The sequence below is a fragment of the Oceanobacillus iheyensis HTE831 genome, from assembly GCF_000011245.1.
Classification (GTDB): Bacteria; Bacillota; Bacilli; order Bacillales; family Amphibacillaceae; genus Oceanobacillus; species Oceanobacillus iheyensis.
The window spans coordinates 2,654,142-2,672,614 of sequence record NC_004193.1 but is presented as its reverse complement, the minus strand read 5'-3'; the positions used below and the strand labels follow the sequence as shown (position 1 = coordinate 2,672,614).

General features: G+C 34.8%; 16 protein-coding genes. 13 read left to right on the top strand and 3 right to left on the bottom strand.

Annotated elements, in window-relative coordinates:
* The first annotated feature begins 32 nt into the window (after positions 1-32).
* The 11 genes from OB_RS13365 (at position 33) to OB_RS13315 (ending at position 12,405) form a co-directional block, all read left to right on the top strand.
* Complete coding sequence (locus OB_RS13365) at positions 33-542, top strand: GNAT family N-acetyltransferase (protein ID WP_011067003.1); 510 nt, start codon at positions 33-35, stop codon at positions 540-542.
* A 150-nt stretch (positions 543-692) separates the two neighbouring features.
* Positions 693-1,367, top strand: coding sequence for a ribose 5-phosphate isomerase A (gene rpiA, locus OB_RS13360; protein ID WP_011067002.1), 675 nt, complete (start codon positions 693-695; stop codon positions 1,365-1,367).
* 453 nt (positions 1,368-1,820) lie between these two features.
* Positions 1,821-3,665 carry an asparagine synthase (glutamine-hydrolyzing) gene (gene asnB / locus OB_RS13355; protein WP_011067001.1) on the top strand — a complete coding sequence of 615 codons (1,845 nt, stop codon included), beginning with the start codon at positions 1,821-1,823 and terminating at the stop codon, positions 3,663-3,665.
* 200 nt (positions 3,666-3,865) lie between these two features.
* Positions 3,866-4,144, top strand: a complete 279-nt coding sequence (locus OB_RS13350; protein WP_011067000.1) for a YciI family protein — start codon at positions 3,866-3,868, stop codon at positions 4,142-4,144.
* A 213-nt stretch (positions 4,145-4,357) separates the two neighbouring features.
* The gene (locus OB_RS13345) at positions 4,358-5,026 is read left to right on the top strand and encodes a FadR/GntR family transcriptional regulator (protein WP_011066999.1); all 669 of its coding nucleotides are present in this window, start codon (positions 4,358-4,360) and stop codon (positions 5,024-5,026) included.
* A gap of 193 nt (positions 5,027-5,219) precedes the next feature.
* A complete protein-coding gene (locus OB_RS13340; RefSeq protein ID WP_011066998.1) occupies positions 5,220-5,783 on the top strand; it encodes a chromate transporter in 564 nt (187 codons plus the stop codon).
* Entirely contained in the window at positions 5,780-6,307 is a 528-nt protein-coding gene (locus tag OB_RS13335) for a chromate transporter (protein WP_011066997.1), read from the top strand. The genes OB_RS13340 and OB_RS13335 overlap by 4 nt, the downstream gene beginning before the upstream one ends.
* 912 nt (positions 6,308-7,219) lie before the next feature.
* Positions 7,220-8,680 (top strand): PTS mannitol transporter subunit IICB, encoded by a 1,461-nt coding sequence (locus OB_RS13330; protein ID WP_011066996.1) that lies wholly within the window; start codon positions 7,220-7,222, stop codon positions 8,678-8,680.
* 15 nt (positions 8,681-8,695) lie between these two features.
* Complete coding sequence (locus OB_RS13325) at positions 8,696-10,792, top strand: BglG family transcription antiterminator (protein ID WP_231846952.1); 2,097 nt, start codon at positions 8,696-8,698, stop codon at positions 10,790-10,792.
* Positions 10,793-10,805: 13 nt separating this feature from the next.
* On the top strand, positions 10,806-11,243 hold the full coding sequence (locus OB_RS13320; RefSeq protein ID WP_011066994.1) for a PTS sugar transporter subunit IIA: 438 nt from the start codon (positions 10,806-10,808) through the stop codon (positions 11,241-11,243).
* Between the two features lies 1 nt (position 11,244).
* On the top strand, positions 11,245-12,405 hold the full coding sequence (locus OB_RS13315) for a mannitol-1-phosphate 5-dehydrogenase (RefSeq protein ID WP_011066993.1): 1,161 nt from the start codon (positions 11,245-11,247) through the stop codon (positions 12,403-12,405).
* Between the two features lie 110 nt (positions 12,406-12,515).
* Here the strand turns inward: OB_RS13315 and OB_RS13310 are convergent, their stop codons facing one another.
* Both OB_RS13310 and OB_RS13305 read right to left on the bottom strand, forming a co-directional pair.
* Complete coding sequence (locus OB_RS13310) at positions 12,516-13,307, bottom strand: HAD family hydrolase (protein WP_011066992.1); 792 nt, start codon at positions 13,305-13,307, stop codon at positions 12,516-12,518.
* 412 nt (positions 13,308-13,719) lie between these two features.
* Entirely contained in the window at positions 13,720-14,934 is a 1,215-nt protein-coding gene (locus OB_RS13305) for a S8 family peptidase (protein ID WP_011066991.1), read from the bottom strand.
* Between the two features lie 307 nt (positions 14,935-15,241).
* Between OB_RS13305 and OB_RS13300 the strand changes: the two genes are divergently transcribed.
* Complete coding sequence (locus tag OB_RS13300; RefSeq protein WP_231846951.1) at positions 15,242-16,480, top strand: helix-turn-helix domain-containing protein; 1,239 nt, start codon at positions 15,242-15,244, stop codon at positions 16,478-16,480.
* Between the two features lie 5 nt (positions 16,481-16,485).
* A complete protein-coding gene (locus OB_RS13295; RefSeq protein WP_011066989.1) occupies positions 16,486-16,677 on the top strand; it encodes a Phr family secreted Rap phosphatase inhibitor in 192 nt (63 codons plus the stop codon).
* Between the two features lie 70 nt (positions 16,678-16,747).
* On the opposite strand, the gene OB_RS13290 is transcribed toward OB_RS13295, so the two are convergent.
* Positions 16,748-18,445: a M3 family oligoendopeptidase gene (locus tag OB_RS13290; RefSeq protein ID WP_011066988.1), complete on the bottom strand. Its 1,698-nt coding sequence runs from the start codon at positions 18,443-18,445 to the stop codon at positions 16,748-16,750.
* Positions 18,446-18,473 lie beyond the last annotated feature (28 nt).

Sequence of the window (18,473 nt, the reverse complement as noted above, 5' to 3'; positions counted from 1 at the left end):
AAAATCAAATTTTATTTTAGTAGGTGAAAAAAATGATTCGTATCGAACTTGCAAATGAAGATCATGTTCAAGGGATTATTTCTGTATGTAGAGCTGGCTACTGCGATGTATCAAAAGGACTATTGTCCCACGAACTTATTGAACAAAAATGTGAAGAATATTATAAAGAAGAGCGAATACGAAAAGAAGTAACACAATTTAATCATTCATGGGGCGGTTATTTTGTTGCGCTTGAAGGTGGAATTGTAGTTGGTGCTGGAGGAGGCGGCATGACGACGGACCAAACTGGTTGGCTATACGTTCTTTACTTGAATCCTACTCGTAGAAATGAAGGGATTGGGACAAAAATACTCGAAGCAGTGACGGAGCAGCAAAAACAATTAGGTGCTTTAGAACAATATGTTACTGTTCAAAAAGGAAATATGAAAGGAATTCCTTTTTATGAAGCCCGTGGTTTTGTTTTTCAAGAAGAAATCCAATCTAAAGATATTAAGCAAAAACCTGGAGCAATCGTTCTTAAATATAGAAGAGAATTAGATTAATAATAATTTATTATCTTAGATGAATTCCTCATATTATCTTATATGAATTCCTCAATTGTAGGCTTGAATTTTTCAATTATATGCAAATTTAACTTCCAACACCTTTTACGCTATAATGATTACGTATACATAATGAGGAGGTAGCTATCGGTGAATGAGCAAGATAAATTAAAAAAAGCAGTTGGGGAAAAAGCGGCAACTATGGTGAAGGACGGAATGAAAGTTGGATTAGGATCAGGATCCACTGTATATTGGATGATTCGTTCATTGGGTGAACGTATTCAACAAGATGGCTTGAAAATTGAAGGCATTCCATCTTCAAATCAAACAGCAACATGGGCAGAAGAAGCTGGTATTCCGTTAACAGATTTCTCGAATGTGAAAGAATTAGATATAACGATTGATGGGGCGGATGAAGTAGATGCTAATAATCATTTGATTAAGGGTGGGGGAGCTGCGCTTTTTCGTGAAAAAATAATTGCTCAAGCTGCTAAAGAGTTTGTCATAATTGTCGATCAATCAAAAGTAGTAGAGACTCTAGGAGAATTTTCTCTTCCTGTTGAGGTTCTGCCATTTTCATGGCAACGAACTGCAAATGAAATATCTAAATTAGGTTGTGTTCCTACGGTTCGTGTTCATGAGGAGGAGCCACTAGTTACCGATAATGGGAATTATATTTTAGATTGTCCTTTTAAAGTTATTCCGCATCCGGATAAATTAAATAAAGAGATTAAATCAATTGTAGGAGTAATTGAAACGGGCTTATTTATTGATATGGCTACTACGGTAATTGTTGGAGAAAAAGATAATATTTATATAAAATAATTTCTAGATACTGTTGAATAGCGGGAAAAGTCATTGGACAATGATTTTTCTTGCTTTTTTTATGTATAGACTAAGAATTTCTAAATTTTTTATCTTTGAGTCCATTTCATAATTAAGATACTTAGTGTGAAACCCGGATGGATTATTGTTTGATTATGATTGTAGACGCGCTTTCGCAGGCAGGGATTCAAATAAGTATCAGTTAAAAATCCCTTTTCCTAGTGGATTTTTAGCCCATACTAATCCTATAGAAGTGCCATTTTCCATTACAACTAAAGCCAAGTTATAGCCATTATCGTTAAAATATAAATTTTGCTAACATGTTTGTTTTTTTATATTGAATCTACCAATCATGAAATTCAATTGAAGAAAAATGTTTTTCTAATCACTTCATGGGCACTCATGCATAAAATGTGTAGGAGGCCTAAGGTTCATTAGAAAGGGTGGTTGGATTTGTGTGGAATTACAGGTTTTGTGAATTGGGGTAAAACAGCAGACGAACAACGGTCTGTATTAGGAAAAATGACGGATACGTTATCACTACGTGGTCCAGATGATACACAACTTTGGACGAAAGGACATACAGGTTTTGGCCATAAGCGTTTGTCGGTTGTAGATTTAGAGGGCGGAAAGCAACCAATGAGCAAGACAGTGAATGGAATAACCTATACAGTTTGTTATAACGGAGAACTATATAATACAGAGGATCTTCGTAAGGAGCTACTAAAAAGAGGATATACATTTTCTACAACATCCGATACAGAAGTATTATTAACAAGTTATATCGAATGGAAAGAAGCATGTGTGGACCATTTTAATGGTATTTTTGCATTTGGAATTTGGGATGAGGAAAAAGAGCAACTGTTTATGTCACGCGATCGATTAGGTGTAAAGCCTCTATTCTATGCAGAAAAAGCAAAAGGATTCATTTTTGGTTCGGAGTTAAAAGCAATATTAGCTCATCCAGATATTTCTACAAAAGTTGATCGTACAGGACTGTCTGAAATATTTGGCCTCGGACCATCGCGTACACCTGGTCATGGACTATTTAAAGACATTGATGAACTAAGAGCGGCACACTCTTTAACTTTCTCAAAACATGGTTTGAAAGTATGGAGATATTGGAATATGGTAAGTAATCATCATACGGATTCGGAAGAAGAAACCGCAGAAAAAGTGAGAGAGCTTTTTGTAGATGCAGTACAACGGCAACTCGTAGCGGATGTACCGGTCTCTACTTTGTTGTCAGGTGGATTGGATTCAAGTGCAATAACTGCAATTGCAGCAAATTATTATAAAGAAAAAGGTTATGGACCATTAACAACATTTTCTATCGATTATCAAGGAAATGAGCAACATTTCCAGAAAAGTAAATTCCAGCCTTCTAGTGACCGTGCTTGGATTGAAAAAATGGTAGAAGGTTTCTCGACAGATCATCATGATGAGATAATTGCAGGTCAAGAACTTGCGATTTTACTAAAGGAAGCAGTGGAGGTCCGTGATCAGCCAGGGCAAGCGGATATTGATTCTTCGCTACTTTGGTTTTGTCGTGAAATTAAACAGCATACCACAGTAGCTTTATCTGGAGAATGTGCGGATGAAATATTTGGAGGATATCCTTGGTTCCATGATCCTGCTGCAGCTGGTAATAATTTTCCTTGGATACGTTCTTTAGATTCTAGAATTGATTTACTGCATGGGGATTGGAAGAAAAAATTAGATTTAGAGAGTTATGTACAAGAACAATATCAATCTACGATAGCTGAAACACCTCGTTTAGATGGAGAGGATAAAATAGATGCTAAACGTAGAGAGTTATTTTATTTGAATATGCAATGGTTTATGTCCCAATTGTTAGATCGTAAGGACAGAATGAGTATGGGGGCAAGCTTAGAAGTACGTGTGCCTTTTGCGGATCATCGTCTTGTGGAATATGTTTGGAACATTCCTTGGGATATCAAAATGGTAAATGGTCATGAGAAAGGAATTCTACGTAAAGCAATGGAAGGTATTCTTCCAAATGAAGTGCTTTATCGAAAAAAGAGTCCCTATCCACGAACTTTTCAACCGGAATATACAGAGCAAGTCAGTCAATGGATGAATCGAATACTGGTTGATCCGAATGCAAGATTATTTGAATTTATGAAAAAAGAAAAAGTAGAAGCAATAGTAAAAAGTAAAGGAAAAGAATTTAAGGATCCTTGGTATGGTCAACTAATGCGTGGCCCACAGTTGATTGCGCACCTTTGTCAAATTGATCATTGGTTGCGTCAGTATGATGTTGAAGTAGTAGATTGATGTAGTGATCACATGTACTGGTTTGTTGAAAAGACCAGTTAGGTTCTTGCAGGGGAAGAGGTTTAGGTGAGCTTCCGGATTAACTATTTAATGGAGGTTCACCAACCACCTGTTAGATAAATGATTTTAAAAAACAATTCACGTCTTTACACTATATTTGGACAAGAAGTATAGTATAATACTAGCTGAGGAGGGATAAGATGAAATATTTTATGGTGCTGTTACCAATGTTAGATGAAGAAAAAAGTAAACAATATCGTCAGGATCATCTTGATTATATAGCGAAGAAAGATGAAGAAGGTCACGTATTTGCAAAGGGAAGATTCGTTGATGGTTTTGGTGGTATGGTTATTTACATAGCTGAGGATTTAGCTCATGCTGAGTCAATAGCAAAAGAAGATCCATATGTTGTTAAAGAAGCACGTACATATGAGATTCATGAATGGGAAATGACTACAAGAGCTGTTTTACCAGAATAATATAAGTTTAAGTTGAGTCAATTACGTTTAGTGATTGGCTCTTTTTTTAGGTAATTCTAAGTTACACAAGTTATAAGTCGTAAGTTGGATTGATTTTTTTGAAAATTCCCTTTAAAATATATGTAATATAACCTAACATATTAAGTTAGGATAAATTACAGTGAAGGAAAGCTATTCAATGATGGTAATTCGTTTGCATAGGGAGGGGCTTGGATGTCAAAAAAAATAAGTGCTACAGTAACAGAATATATCGTTCAGCAATTAAAAAACGGACGATATAAGATTGGTGATAAATTACCGTCAGAAAGAGAATTTATGGAATTGCTTCATGTTGGTCGTTCATCCATCCGTGAATCATTGAACACATTAGAAGATATGGGAATTGTAGAGAAAAGAATGGGTATTGGCGTATTTGTCAAACAATTGAAAGTGAATCAACTTGCTGATGCGTATGTAATTGCATCCTTACTAGATAATATTTGTTTAACGGAGATGATGGATTTTCGGTTCATTTTAGAAGTGGAGATGGCTGGAAGAGCTGCTTGTTTTGCAAGTAAACAAGATCTCATAAAAATGGAAGAAGCGATTTATTTACATCGAGAAGCAATTGACCAAAAGACTTCTTTTATAAAAGCGGATGAACTATTTCATCAATCCATTATTGTAGCATCGAATAATCATATTATTAAGCAAGCCTATCAAAGCCTTTCTGAGTTAGTTCAACATACACTTCGTCAAAAATGGAAAACGGTAGATTCAGTCAAATGTTTTGAAGATCATGTAAAAATCTATGAAGCAATCAAAACACACCAAGAAATCAATGCGAAACAAATGATGATGGAACATTTACACGCTCATTGGACGATTCCATCCAACTTCTAATTACTCCTCTAAGAACTCCATGCGCTACAAAGTTTTTTTCATTAACGCTTAAAGAAAAGTATACATTCCTTACCCATAACGGGAGAGTTTAAAATGATATCATTTCAACAATCTCAGATAACTATAGATGAAGAAACAAATATGGTATCCTTTACGTAAAAGTAATTATTTGAGTAAAGAAGGAAATGGCGTAATGAAAAAACATAGGAATATTTTTATTGCATTTTTTCGAGTAGGGATGCTTGGATTTGGGGGAGGTCCAGCTTCTATACCATTAATTCAAAAAGAAGTAGTAAAGAAATATAAATGGATGAATGATGAAGAGTTTAGTGATGTTTTTGCGATTGCGAACACATTACCCGGCCCAGTTGCAACCAAACTTGCAGGGTATATAGGTTATCGTGTCTCTGGTTGGGGAGGGATGCTTAGTTCATTGATAGCTTCTGTTATGCCGACAGTGATTTTACTTATTATTTTATTGCGTACCTTATCGGGAATTAGTGAATTTGATTGGGTGAAAGGGATGACAGCAGCAGTAATAGCAGTTGTGGGTATGATGATGGCTGTTTTAACATGGCAATTTATACAAAAAGCAGGAAAAGGCTTGGGCTGGTTAATTACCATTTTTATGACTATAGTTATGTTTATATTGCTTCAAATTATACATATACATCCAGGGATTGTTATAGCAGCGCTGCTTATTTTAGCGCTCATACTACCTGTGAAAAGCCATGATAAAGAAGGTGAGCCTTCATGATATACTGGGAAATTTTTGTAGCTTTCTTTATTCCTGGAATCCTTGGTTATGGTGGAGGCCCCGCATCTATCCCGCTAGTAGAAAATGAGGTAGTACGAAATTTTGAATGGATGTCTACACAAGAGTTTGGTGAACTGCTTGCATTCGCAAATTCTTTACCAGGTCCAATTGCTACAAAATTAGCTGGATACATCGGATTTGAAGTAGGTGGTTATGTAGGTGCGGGAATTGGATTGTTTGCTAGCATCGCCCCTTCATTAATTCTGATGATTTTACTTGGAGGAATCTTAATAAAATATAAGAAATCTCCCCGGGTTAAAAGACTTACTTTATTTGTACAACCTGTAATTGCGATATTATTAGGTGTATTAGCTTGGAATTTTTGGAATGAAGCATACATAGGAATAGGTTTTTGGCAGACAGCGATTATTGTAGTTATAAGTTATTTTTTAATTGAACGTAAAAATGTTCATCCAGCATTTATTATTGCAGGAGCTTTACTATATGGCGGTTTTTTCCTGTAGTTTAATTTATCTTACTCTTCAAGAAGAAATGTAATGTGTTTAAAAGCGGGAGCGGACCGATGTAGGTGTATTCAATAATAACAACATCAACAGGCTTCCGGGTGATCTACTGTTAAGGTCGCCTAGGCGCCCTCTTTGGATATGAATCTCCTTTTACAAGGGAATGGAACTCTCAGGTATAATTGCGATTTGGCATGAAGTGAATAGTACTATTTAGACGTGTTCTCTAAACCAAATAAACAGGAGAATCCGGAAAAAGTGTTCAATAGAGCGGCTCTCTAAACCAAATAAACAGGAGAAATCGAAAAAAGTGTTCAATAGAGCAGCTCTCTAAACCAAATAAACAGGAGAACCCGGAAAAAGTAGTCAATAGAGCGGTTCTCTAAACCAAATAAACAGGAGAAATCGAAAAAAGTGTTCAATAGAGTAGCTCTCTAAACCAAATAAACAGGAGAAATCGAAAAAATTGGTCAATAGCCAAGCTCTCTAAACCAAAAAACCTTAAGAAATCCGATAAAGTAGTTAATTAAAAGTTATCAAACCACCAGCACCCCCTGATAGTCATCCAAAAGTAAATAGACCTTCCTTGACTCCGAAATACAACTCACACTACTGACCACTGTGAAGAAAACCGCGGATCGTCATTTGTCCACACCCCAATAGTTTGTGGCCGCAATAGTATGTGATTAAATTCACATCCGAGCAGCCATCTCAGTTAAAGTTAATTAAATGATATCAGTGCATTTCTCAAAGTAAAATTAGGAACAAAAATTATTTTCTGTTAGCACAAAATTACATTTGGCAACAATCAATTGCCAAAGTCACATTAAGATAGTGTTGTAAGCGGATTCCTGATTGCCATAAAATAAATGTAGATACAATAAATATAGAAAGTGAAAGGGGAGTTTGTTCATGTCTGAAGAACAATCTGGCTTTCGTGCAAAAGTACAGAAATTTGGTAGTTATCTAAGTGGGATGATTATGCCAAACATCGGTGCTTTTATTGCATGGGGAATTATTACAGCTTTATTTATACCAGACGGTTGGTGGCCAAATGAAGATTTGGCGGGATTGGTAGATCCGATGATCTTATATCTATTGCCATTATTAATTGGTTTTACTGGTGGACGTATGGTTTACGATATTCGTGGAGGAGTCGTTGGTGCAACTGCAACAATGGGGGTAATCGTTGGAGCGGATGCCCCGATGTTTTTAGGTGCAATGTTAATGGGTCCATTAGCTGCTTACTTGATGAAGAAGTTTGATGGAGTGTTCCAACACAGAATTCGTCAAGGATTTGAAATGTTATACAATAACTTTTCAGCGGGTATATTAGCGGCAATCATGGCAATTATTGCACTAAAAGCAATTGGTCCAATTGTATCAGGATTGAACGCCGCACTTGCTGCTGGAGTGGAAGTAATTGTTAATGCCGGTTTATTGCCACTGGCAAATATCATTATTGAACCAGCAAAAATCTTATTCCTTAATAATGCAATTAACCATGGAATTTTAACTCCATTAGGTGCTGACCAGGCATCAGAGATTGGAAAATCAATTTTATTTCTAATGGAAGCTAACCCAGGGCCTGGACTAGGAATTTTACTGGCATTTGCTATTTTTGGTAAAGGAGTTTCTAAAGCCTCTGCACCAGGTGCTGCAATAATTCAATTTTTAGGTGGTATTCATGAGATTTATTTCCCATATGTTCTAATGAAACCAATGCTTATCTTAGCTGCAATTGGTGGTGGGGTTACAGGAGTATTCACACTGCAATTATTTGATGCCGGATTACGTGCGGCGGCGTCTCCAGGTAGTATTTTTGCAGTATTAGCTATGGCAGCTTCTGATAGTTATATGGGAGTTATTTTAAGTGTAATATTAGCAACCGCTGTTTCCTTTACTATTGCTGCAATTATATTGAAATCATCGAAATCGGATGATGAAGGAGATTTAAGTGCTTCTACAGAAAAAATGGAAGCGATGAAAGGAAAAGAAAGCAGTGTTGCTGGTTCGTTAAAAGGGAATCAAAATAATCCTGGAGAAGTAAATGATCAAGATGTCGTACCAGAAACACCTGTAAAAGATGCATCACAAGTAGATAAAATAATTTTTGCATGTGATGCTGGAATGGGTTCTAGCGCTATGGGTGCATCGTTATTAAAGAATAAATTTAAGAAGAGCGATATTAATATCGATGTTACCAATAAAGCGATCAATGAAATACCTGAAGATGCCGATATTGTAATTACTCAAAAAACATTAACAAATCGTGCTAAAGCTAAACTTCCGACTGCAGAGCATATTTCAGTGGAGAATTTCTTGAATAGTCCTAAATATGATGAACTGGTGGAACGTTTGAAAAATAAATAATATTAATGGAGGTGAATGGTCTTGTATCTTTCCAGTCGTGAACGACATATACTGAAGATTCTTTTAGAGGCAGAAAAGCACATGTCAGTAAAAGAAATTGCCGATCAACTTGACGTTAGTGTTCGGACCATTCACCGTGAAATAAAGAAGATCGAAAAAGTACTTGGAGATTATCAATTAAACCTTGTTAAAAAGACAGGTACAGGAATTTCCATTCAAGGATCTACTGAAAATAAAAAAGTCTTCCGACAAGCTATGGAAGAGTTGTCTTCATCGGAATTAACCGAAGAGGAACGACAGGTGATATTGTTATATACCCTCTTGCAATTTCGAGAACCTGTAAAATTATTTCACTTGGCGACCGAACTTAATGTGACAATTGCAATGGTGAGTCAAGATTTAAACAAGTTAGAATCTCAAGTGAAATCTTTTGGATTAAGTTTAATAAGAAAAAAGGGATATGGCGTACAAATTGAAGGGGACGAAGGACGGAAAAGATCTGTGCTTAGTCACCTTATTTCCCGTCATATAGACCCTTTTCAATATGTTGAGAAGCTAAAAGAAAGAATTCAAGAGGATGTATCTAAATCTGATACTATTTCAGAACGATTACTCGGACTGGTTGATGCTGAAAAGTTGGATAAAATAGAAGAACAAATTCAACGCATGCGTAACCAACTACCTTATGACCTTGCTGATAGTGCATATATAGGTTTAGTTGTTCATATTGCATTAGCAATGGAACGATTACAAAAAGGAGATATCATTCACTTTGATGATGAATACAAAGAACAAATTAAAGATGAACAAGAATATAAAATTGCTGCAGAGGTTATTGGCCATTTAGAGGAAGCTTTTTCCTTATTTATTCCAGAAGATGAAATAGGCTATATTACGATGCATTTAATGGGAGCTAAGTTAAGAGAGAACCAAAATTATCTTTTAGAGGAATCTAGTATGGATATAGCTTATAAAGCAAAAGAATTAATACGCTCTGTGAGCAATGAAATGAATATTGATGTTACGCATAACAACCGGTTTTTAAATGATTTAACGACACATTTAAAACCAGCAGTATATCGTCTAAAACAACAAATGAATATTAATAACCCAATGATCGATGAAATTAAAAAAGATTATATCGAACTGTTTGAGGTAGTCGATAAAGCGATTCAACATGTGTTCCCAAACTTAGCGTTTCCGGATGAAGAAATTGGTTATATTGTGCTACATTTTGCAGCAACGTTTTTACAGACTGATTCACAATCAAATCTTAAGGTTCTTGTTATTTGCTCTAGTGGGATTGGAACTTCGAAAATGTTAGCTTCTAAATTGAAAAATACATTTCCTGAGATAAGTATAGCAAACCATCAATCACTATTTGACTTGGATAAAGAGACGCTAGCAGGATACGATGTCATTGTATCGACAGTTGCTTTAGAGGATATTGATCGAAGTTATGTATTAATATCACCATTGCTAACGGATGAAGAAGCAAGAAAAATAAAAGTAGAGTTGAGAAAAAGTAAAATTACTTCTCCGATTAAAAAGCAACAAATGAAAAGTAGAAATGGTCAGGATGATTTTGTTGCCAAACTTTATTCGATGCAACTTTATTCCAAAGCTATGCTTCAATTAATTAATAATTTAACAGTTACTAATTTAGCGAAAGAAACGGATATGTTGTCTTATTTACATTTAATCGGCAAAGATATAGAACAAGCAAAAATAGTTACACATGCTGATGTTATTTTAGAAAAATTAGTGGAAAGAGAACAACAAGGAGGTTTAGGAATACCTTCATCTGAGCTTGCTTTATTTCACACTCGTTCAGAATGGGTTCCGGGACCATATCTTCGGGTATATGAGTTAGAACAACCGATTTATTTAAAAGGAATGGATAATATTCCGATGATGATTAAGCGAATTCTGCTTATGTTGGCTCCACAAAGAACTGAATCAGAAGTGTTAGACATCTTAAGTTTTATTAGTGGCTTATTTATACAAGAGGAAGAGAATATTCGAATTGTAGCATATGGAACAGAGGAAGAGATTCAACAGTTTCTGGCAAATGAGTTTAAAAATTTTATGAACGAAAAATTTCACGAGTAGGAGTGCATACATCATGGCAAAAGAAATTTTAAGCAAAGAAAATATTCAATTAGGTGTTGAATTTTCATCAAAAGAAGAAGCAATTCGTTATACTGGAGAAATTTTATTTCGTAATGGTTATGTAGAACAAACGTATATTGAAAAAATGCTTGAAAGAGAAGAATTAACTTCTACTTTTATGGGAAATGCACTAGCAATTCCTCATGGAACAGAAGATGCAAGAGAAATGGTGATCGATACAGGTTTATCTGTCGTAACTGTCCCAAAAGGGATCGATTTTGGTGAAGGGAATCAAGTGCAAATTTTGATTGGGATTGCTGGTAAAGGTGATGAACATTTGGAAATTCTGTCTCAAATTGCAATTATTTGTTCAGAAGTTGAGAATGTTGAGAAATTAGTAGCTGCAAGTTCTAAAGAAGAAGTTTTAGAACTCCTCCAAGAGGTGAACTAATATGAAAACAGCAGTCCATTTTGGAGCAGGTAATATTGGCCGAGGATTTATCGGACTTTTACTTTATCAATCCGGTTATCAAACCATTTTTATCGATGTAAATAATCAAGTTATTGATGAAATTAATAAACAAAAATCATATCATGTTTACCTAGCTGGAAAGGAAAAACAAGAATTAACAGTAAATCATATTACTGGGATCAATAGTATAAAAGAGCCAGATGCTGTTACAGAAGCCATTGTGAAGGCTGATGTCGTTACTACTGCAGTTGGACCTACAATTCTACCAGTTATTGCTAAGGCGATTTCTAAGGGATTACAAGAAAGAACAAAGCAAAATAATAGCCCTCTCAATATTATTGCTTGTGAAAATATGGTTGGTGGAAGTTCATTACTCAAAGAGCATGTTTTTGAGTCGCTTGAGGCTCATAAAATAGGGGAGTTTGATAGATTGTATGGCTTTCCCGATGCTGCAGTAGATCGTATCGTTCCTAATCAAACGAATAAGAATCTATTAGATGTGATGGTGGAACCTTATTATGAGTGGGTAGTTGAGAAAAAAAAGATTGTCGGTGAAGTACCTCCAATTTTTGGCATTACGTATGTAGATGATCTTGCTCCTTATATTGAACGTAAATTGTTTACGGTAAATACGGGACATGCTATTCCGGCTTACTTAGGAACACACTTGGGTTATGATACTATCGTAGAAGCTATGAAAGATTTACGTATTGATGATACCATATACGGTGCTTTAGCTGAATCAGGAGAAGCATTAATTCATGCATATGGTTTTAATCGCGAAATGCATCAAGAGTATGTGAGTAAAATTATTCAACGTTTTCAAAATCCATATATTTCAGATGATGTAAAGAGAGTTGCGCGTGGTCCTATTCGAAAATTAGGAGCAAAGGATCGCTTAGTCAAACCAGCTTTAATGTATATTGAATATACAGGAAAAATCCCAGTATATTTAGCGAAGACAATTGCAGCAGCGTTATTATTTAATAATGATGAAGACAGAGAAGCGATAGAATTACAGAAGAAAATTTCAGCTACTGGTTACCAACAAGCTTTTGTTGAAGTAAGTGGATGTGATAGTGATTCTATACTTACGAAGAAAGTCATCGAGCAACTACGCTTATTACAAAATAAGAAGTAAAAAAAGCCTAGGATGAAGAACAGCATAATATCGCTGTTATCATTCTAGACTTTTTTATGAGGTAAAGAATTTTCATTCATCTTATCCTCTATGTGCGAGAAAAAATTATATTATTCTTCTTTAACGAGTCCTAACTGTTGCAGACCATAAAAAATTCCGTCATCCTCTGATGATTTAGTTTGATAATCTGCGTATTGTACCAGTTCGTTATCAGCGTTCCCCATAGCAAATCCGACACCAACGGTTTGTAACATTTCCTTATCATTCATACCATCACCAAAGGCAATTGAATTCTCTAGTGGAATATTGAGTTCATCAAGTACACGCTTTATTGCTTCTCCTTTATTCATATTAACGCGAATAATATCAAAAGCAGCGATAATGCTGTTGACATTTACTTGAGAAGGGCGAATATTATCATTAATCATATAGTGATTAGCTTCACTAGGATCTACATTTAGAGCGGTGATACCGAGAATTTGATCTTTGAGACGTTTATCAAATAACTCATTCTTCCTTAATTGAAAGACCTTTTTAAATGTTTTAACAAAGTCATCTTCAAATGTTGTGAAATGGTTTTTATCTTTTGTATATAATATGAGTTCATGGTTTTTGCTTGCAGCAACACGTAAAAACGTATCTACATCATTTTCGGGCATAGGTTCATTTAATATTGTTTTCCCTTCATATTTAGCATAGGCACCATTGTATCCAATTAATGATTTGACACCTAGTTCATCTGCTAAATCATCAATTTCAATAATTGGTCTTCCAGTACAAAGAAAGACTTCCAACCCTTGATTTTTCACTTGTTTAATTGCTTGTTTCGTTCGTTCGGAATATGTATGGTCCGGTCGCAAAATAGTTCCATCAATATCTAAGAAAAGTGCTTGATAATTCATTGTATTCTCCTTATCCTAACGTAATAAGACTTATTTTATCATATTGGTTGTTACGTATTCACTTATTTACTGTAAATTTACGTGAATGAATCAATTTCATAATGAATTTATTTTACAAACTGGAATGCTATACTGTTTGAATCCCATTACAGACTACGCCTAGCAAGCAGCGGTTTTTTTAGCTAATATGAAAGGAGTACGCTTTTTAAATGAATCTTCAATCTCCTGTTCTGAGCAAAAGTTGCCATCTTTCCCTTCCAACAAATTCAATGTATTCTTTTAATCGCAACAAGAATATCTAACTATTATCGATTATTCATGTTTATAAAACTGTGGAAATAACGAAATATACTTCTACATAAAAAATTCCCCTTCAAAAAAAGTGAAGGGGAAGGGGGAACGTTTTCAAAGATTAATAGTTTACTGCATCAAATGAATTGATTAATCCGTGTTGGAAGTAAGTACCTGTTCCGCTAATTGGTGTTGCTGTATTTTCGATGGAACTACGAATCTCACTGTTATCCTTACCTTGTGATGCAAGTAACGCTGCTAAACCAGCAACATGCGGAGAAGCCATTGAAGTACCTGATAAATAGACATATCTATTTGATGGATATGTTCCTGCAATTTCAACACCTGGTGCAGTTACATCTACCCATCTTCCGTAGTTGGAAAAACTAGCTATATTATTATTTTCGTCAACTGCTCCAACTGCTATAGCATTGTCATATGATGCGGGTTCAAATGTTGTAGAGGTACTACTATTTCCTGCTGCAGCTACAACTACAGAACCATTGTCCCAAGCATAGTCGACAGCATCTTCCATTGCTTGGGTATCACAATTACAGCCTAAGGAAAGATTAATAACTTCTGCACCATAATCTGCTGCGTAGATAATTCCATCAACGATATTTGCTAAACTTCCATTACCACTACTATCGAGAACTTGGACTGCTAAGACGGAGGTGTCAGGAGCCACACCTGCTATCCCTAATCCATTATTCGTTTCTGCAGCGGCAGTTCCAGCTACGTGAGTGCCATGTCCATTACGGTCGATCGGGTTGTAATTATTATTAACAAAATTATATCCAAGAATTGTTTTATCATCTAAATCTTCATGGTTGTAATCAACACCAGTATCCAGAACGGCAACCAATTGATTAGAATTACCGGTTGTTACATCCCAAGCAGAGGTTGTTTCTGATGTGAATAATCCATATTGGTAACTAATATCAAAGAAAGGATCATTTGGTGTGTAAGTTGCATTCAAGATATAATTTGGTTCGACATATTCAATTTGAGAATTATTACTTAACGTTTGTACTACTTGTTCTACGTCCTTTACTTTTAAAACACTAAAAGGAGAGTCTACTACATTTTCATCAACAAGAATTTCGGCATTAATATCACTTAATACTTCTTGTTGCATATTCATGGACATGTCTTCTTTGAACTTTACAAGAACCTCTCCTTCAACATATGGAGTTTGTTTGTCATAAGAGTCTGAAATACTTGGGTTTGTTTCCATGTCAATTCCGTTGTTCCTGTCCATTGCAGCATCTGTTGCCAGTGGTGAAGTAACTAGGAAAATAGCTAATGCTAATCCGCCAAAAATTTTGCTTTTCATCATAATTCCTCCTTTTAAGATATGCTTATACATATTCTGTGAAATTTCGAAGAGTCCTGCTATTTAGGGGTTGGGAAAAAGGATGAGAATTACAGAAAATAAACTCAAAATGATATTGGTTTTTTCGAAAAAAATAATGTGAAAGACTTATTTCTAAGCTATAAAAATTAACGCGAAAAATAGAAATATATATTTGGCTAATAAATCTAAATATTGAGATAAAAATAAATGGTGATTTTTTACATTTTATGGTAAGATAAATAAAAATTCATATAGAGAGGGGATATGATTGGTGCATTTTGGTTATATGCTTAAATTTTATAGACAAGAACAAAAAATGACGCAATCCGAACTCGCCGATGGTATTATATCCATTTCTTATTTATCAAAGATTGAAAATAAGTATGTCGACCCTCCAGAAGAAATAAAAGAATTACTATGTAAAAAACTTAAGATTAACAATTCGCAATTACAACAGATTCCCGTCTTAGATTTGTGTCAAAGATGGTTTCAAGCCTTGTTTTTAAGAAATATAAATACTTCCGTCATCTTATATAGGCAGCTAAGTAGTCATAAACAATTAATTACTATTCAAGAAATGAATCATCTCTTTGAAATTCATAAATTAAGATTCTATCTTATTCAAAATGATAAACAGAAGGTAGAAGAGCAATTTCAAAAACTTCAACTATTATCCCCGTATTTTACAGATGCAGAATCTTTCTATTGGTTAAAATTTATTGGGCAATACTATTTTTCGCGAGAGAAATATAAGAAGGCAATGGATTATTTTCAAAAGTCGATGGAGTATCTGGCTTATATAGAACGATCAAAGAAAGAAGAAAAACATGATATATTATATATGATTGCCTTATCTGCAAGCTATATTCGAGAAACCTATACTACAATCATCTATGCCCAACAAGCTTTAATGTATTATCAGAAACAATATAACTTTAAACGAACAGCACAGTGTTATATATTATTGGGGATTTGCTATTCTAGAATGCAAGACTATGAATCTGCGATGAATAGTTATCAACAAGCAAAAAAAATTGCTGATCGAATCAACAATATAAATTTACAAACTAAATGTTATCAAAATATAGGGAATTTATATTCTGAACGCAATCAATCGGAACAAGCTATAGCCTATTATAAGAAAAGTTTTGTATTAAGAGCTGACCCGAAGAAACAGTTATACCCAATTATTGGATTAATGAAAGAGTATTATCGCATTGATGACCTATTCCATGCAAAAGAATGGTTAAATAAAGGACTAGCTATTGTAGAGGAAGATGATCAATCGATATATCGGTATGAGTTAGATGTGTATAGTCAATTAATAAATAAGGTATATTCAAGCTTAGAAAAAATTATTTTGGAGAAAATTATACCATTTGTTGATGAGAAACAATTGTATTTGAAGAAAACAGCTTATTTAGAAATATTGGCTACACATTATTATAGTCAAAGAAAATACAAACTAGCAGCGACCTACTACAATCATGCTCTTCATACAACGAAAGCTGTTGAAGGGAGGTGAATTAGATGAAAAAGATCAATTATCTTTTAGGAATCGTATTTCTGCTTACCCTTATGGTAATCGTTCCTTCGAATGTAGGTGCGGAGAAAGTCGATTTAATGTCATCCACTTACCAACCAACTGAAGAAGAGCATCCAGATCCTAGTGAGGAAGAACATCCTGAACCAAGTGAAGAAGAACACCCAGATCCTAGCTAAAAATAGAAGTGTTGAGACGAACGTTTGTCTCAACACTTCTTTTGTAGCTTTTTAGGATGCAATTATTCCTTTATAAACTGTTATCATCAATTGCTTGTAAGTAATCTTCAATTATTTTTACTACAGAAGCAACTGTACCTTTTTCGAAAGGAGATTTTAAATTACCTTCTTTTAAAAGTTGGAGAAATGGCTGAGATCCACCTAGTTTGCATAAATGTACATAATCGCTCCAAGCAGATTCATTATCTTCCTGCGCTTTCTTCCAAAATTGGAATGCGCAAATCTGTGCTAATGTATAATCAATATAATAAAAAGGATCTTCATAGATATGACCTTGTTTTTGCCAGAACCCACCAGCTTCTAAATTTGGAATGCCATCATAATCGCGATGTGGTAAGTAAGTTTCTTCAAGTTTTTTCCACGCTTGTTTTCTTTCCTTAGGTGTCCATTCAGGATTTTTATAAACTAAATGTTGAAATTCATCTACGGCAACACCATATGGAATAAATTGTAATGCATCAGATAAATGAGCGTATTTATACTTTTCGACCTCATCTCCAAAGAATTCTTTCATCCAAGGATAGGTAAAGAACTCCATGCTCATTGAATGTATTTCAGCTGATTCACTAGTTGGGAAATAGTATTCTGGAACACTGTAATTTCTACTGCTATAAACTTGGAAAGCGTGACCAGCTTCGTGTGTTAAAACATCAATATCATCTGATGTTCCATTGAAATTAGCAAAGATAAATGGGGAAGAATAGTCCTCGATAAACGTACAATATCCTCCAGCTTCTTTTCCTTTCTTTGCTTCTAAATCCATAAGTTCATGATCTAACATAAACTGAAAAAATTCACCAGTCTCATTAGATAACTCTTGATACATTTTCTTTCCGTTTTCAATAATCCATTCTGGCGATCCCTTAGGCGTAGCATTGCCGGAAGGGAACACAAAGCTTTCATCATATGCCTTTAGTTTATCGACACCAATTCGATTTGCATGTTTTTTATACAAATTCGTTGCTATTGGGACTATAACATCACGTACTTGTTGTCGGAACACTTCTACCATGGTTGCATCATAATCCACTCGTTGCATACGTAAATAGCCAACTTCAATAAAATTGTCATATCCAAGCTTTTCTGCGATTTCATGGCGGACTTTAACTAAATCGTCGTAAATACGATCTAATGTTTCTTCATTTTCTATATAGAAACCCTGCGCTGCATTCATTGCGTCTTTACGTACATTTCTATCTTTATGCTGTGCGAAAGGCCCTAATTGAGCCAAAGTATATTTTTTGCCTTTGAATTCGATATCTGCAGAAGCAATTAATTTAGAGTACTCCGAAGTAAGTTTGTTCTCCTGTTGCAGTAAGGGTATAATCTCTTTTGAGAATGCTTTTACCTCACAAGCTGCTAAATCAAAAAGCTGTGAACCATATTCTTTCCGTAAATCTTCTTCATGCGGTGATTCGAATAATGCTTTATAGAAGCTTGTCACCATTTCTTGTATTTCTGGTTCAATTAGGTCAAAGTGGTCCCTTTCTTGTTGATAATATTCATCCCTTGTGTCAATAGAAGCTCGAATAAATACGAGATTAGACATTGTATAAAGGTTATTTCTTAATTGATTAATTTCATCAATCGCTTTTATCGCATGTTTCACATCAGGTGCACTTTTAAAAACGTCCACTAATTGTTGAAATTTTTCTTTACTCTTTTCGATATCTGGTCGTTCATAGGTGTAATCTTCAAATGCTAGCATGATATGTCCCCCTTTTTTCTTTATAGTA

Excerpts from the sequence above, each read along its gene's own strand:
- OB_RS13340 (WP_011066998.1), top strand. The coding sequence starts at position 5,220 with ATGAAAAAACATAGGAATATTTTTATTGCATTTTTTCGAGTAGGGATG.
- OB_RS13305 (WP_011066991.1), bottom strand. The coding sequence starts at position 14,934 with ATGAAAAGCAAAATTTTTGGCGGATTAGCATTAGCTATTTTCCTAGTT.
- OB_RS13365 (WP_011067003.1), top strand. The coding sequence starts at position 33 with ATGATTCGTATCGAACTTGCAAATGAAGATCATGTTCAAGGGATTATT.
- OB_RS13315 (WP_011066993.1), top strand. The coding sequence starts at position 11,245 with ATGAAAACAGCAGTCCATTTTGGAGCAGGTAATATTGGCCGAGGATTT.
- OB_RS13295 (WP_011066989.1), top strand. The coding sequence starts at position 16,486 with ATGAAAAAGATCAATTATCTTTTAGGAATCGTATTTCTGCTTACCCTT.
- OB_RS13320 (WP_011066994.1), top strand. The coding sequence starts at position 10,806 with ATGGCAAAAGAAATTTTAAGCAAAGAAAATATTCAATTAGGTGTTGAA.
- OB_RS13335 (WP_011066997.1), top strand. The coding sequence starts at position 5,780 with ATGATATACTGGGAAATTTTTGTAGCTTTCTTTATTCCTGGAATCCTT.
- OB_RS13325 (WP_231846952.1), top strand. The coding sequence starts at position 8,696 with ATGGTCTTGTATCTTTCCAGTCGTGAACGACATATACTGAAGATTCTT.
- OB_RS13300 (WP_231846951.1), top strand. The coding sequence starts at position 15,242 with ATGCTTAAATTTTATAGACAAGAACAAAAAATGACGCAATCCGAACTC.
- OB_RS13350 (WP_011067000.1), top strand. The coding sequence starts at position 3,866 with ATGAAATATTTTATGGTGCTGTTACCAATGTTAGATGAAGAAAAAAGT.
- OB_RS13310 (WP_011066992.1), bottom strand. The coding sequence starts at position 13,307 with ATGAATTATCAAGCACTTTTCTTAGATATTGATGGAACTATTTTGCGA.
- OB_RS13330 (WP_011066996.1), top strand. The coding sequence starts at position 7,220 with ATGTCTGAAGAACAATCTGGCTTTCGTGCAAAAGTACAGAAATTTGGT.
- OB_RS13345 (WP_011066999.1), top strand. The coding sequence starts at position 4,358 with ATGTCAAAAAAAATAAGTGCTACAGTAACAGAATATATCGTTCAGCAA.
- OB_RS13290 (WP_011066988.1), bottom strand. The coding sequence starts at position 18,445 with ATGCTAGCATTTGAAGATTACACCTATGAACGACCAGATATCGAAAAG.